General features: G+C 61.7%; 2 protein-coding genes. Both read right to left on the reverse strand.

The window, feature by feature from the left end; translation table 11 throughout:
- A partial coding sequence (tnpC, locus tag NKJ73_RS33965; RefSeq protein ID WP_352572736.1) for an IS66 family transposase occupies window positions 1–1451 on the reverse strand: 1451 nt, incomplete at its 3' end.
- 54 nt (window positions 1452–1505) lie between these two features.
- Window positions 1506–1845 (reverse strand): IS66 family insertion sequence element accessory protein TnpB (tnpB, locus tag NKJ73_RS33970; RefSeq protein ID WP_352572738.1); only part of this gene is annotated, 340 nt, incomplete at its 5' end.

Raw genomic sequence — 1845 nt, forward strand, 5'->3', positions numbered from 1 at the left:
GCGCGGCAGGTCAACATCAGGCTGTAGATGACGGCGCTGGCCCTGGCTCCGTCGACGGTATCGCTGAACAGCCAACTTTTCCGGCCAGTGGCAAAGATTCTGATGTCACGCTCGAGAAGATTGTTGTCGATCGGCATGCTGCCGTCCTCGGTGTAACGAGTCAGATATCCCCATTGGTTCAGGGTGTAGGAGACGGCGTCGCCGAGCTTGCTGTCCGGCAAGACTTTTGGAGCGAAGTCGTCGAGCCATGCCTTGAGAGCCTGGAGGATTGGGACACTATGTTGCTGGCGGAAGCGGCGAATGCAGTGATCTCGCGTTTCGCCGTCATCGGGGATTTCGTTCCGCGCCTGCCTTTCAACCCGATAGAGCTGTTCAAAGAACCGGAGCGCCTGTTCCGGCGGGCCGCCACCCTTCTTCCTCGCCTTTAGGGCATCGACGAAGCGCCGCCTCGAATGGGCCATGCAGCCAAGATGCGTTGCCCCTTCCAGCGTGCGCCAGGCGGAATAACCGTCACTCATCACGATGCCGCGGTAATCGCCCAAGAAGGTCTGCGGGTGTATCTGGCCGCGACCCGGCTGATAATCGAGCAGCACGATCGGCTCGTCACTGTCGTGGCCGCTCCGGTATGCCCACATGTACGAGGTGCTGGTGGCCTCTCTGTCCATTTCCTTCAGCACCTGGACCGTGGTCTCGTCGCCATGGATGAGGGGCTGCGATCTGAGCCGCAGCTTCAGCACGTCATAGATGCGGGCGAGATGCTTTTCGCTCGAGCCGATCACCCAGTGACCCAGAGCGCCACGGCTGACAGGAACGCCCGCGCGCTCGAAGGCCTGCGCCAGGCGGTAGAGCGGTGTGCCGTCGACGTATTTGTGAACGAGCGCGAAGGCCAGCGTCGAAGCCGTGGCGATGCTGCCCGGCAAGGGTTGCGCGGGCATCGGCGCGGTCACGACCGGCGTGTTGATGCCGGTACGCTCACAATGACGGCAAGCATACTTGAACCGCACATTCTGCAGGACCTTCGCCTTCACCTCGATATGAAGTTGCTCGGTAACGGCCTCGCCCATGCGATGCATCTGGTGACGGCAGCAAGGACAAGCCTTCTGATCGTCGGGAAGGTCATACTCGACGCGCTCGCGCGGCAGGTTTTCCGGCAAGGCCTTGCGGCCGCGCTTCTTTCCCGTCGCCCCTTCGCTGGCCGGCAAGCCCGTGTCCGGCAGGACAACGACGCCGCCATCTTCGTTGTCGGCGGCGTCCTCATCCGCGGCCTGTTCGGCTTCATTGAAGAGGCGGTCAATGTGCTTTTCACTGCGCGGCGCAAAACGATGCAGTCGTGCAAGCGCCAGCTCTTCCTCGAGTTTGACGACGCGTTCGGTGAGTTGACGGTTCTGCGCCTGCAGCGCAGCAATACGCGCCATCAACGCTTCAACAGTCGGTTCGCCGGGTCGATTCATCAGATTCTTGAATCGAAAGCATGCCGCCGCGTCAACCGCTCAATTCGAGAGCCCTCAACCGGCAACCTGATATTGCCGCACCGGATGGCGGACCATCGCATCGATGTCGATGCCGTCGAGGATCCAGTGCAATTGCTCGGTCGTAAGCGTGACCACCGCTGCCTCCCGGCGCGGCCACCGGAACTTGTCCTCGGTCAGCCGCTTCAGGACCAGCACAAAGCCCGACCGATCGAAGAACAGGAGCTTCATCCGGTCGCGACGGCGATTGCAGAACGCAAAAACCGCCGGAGCAAACGGATCGAGCGCCATCGTCTCTTGGACCAGAACCGCAAGGCTGTTGATGCCGGCCCGGAAGTCGATCGGCTCGCGGTGCAGGTAGACTTTCAGGTCAGCG

It is taken from the genome of Mesorhizobium sp. M0074, assembly GCF_040322975.1.
Lineage (GTDB): Bacteria > Pseudomonadota > Alphaproteobacteria > Rhizobiales > Rhizobiaceae > Mesorhizobium.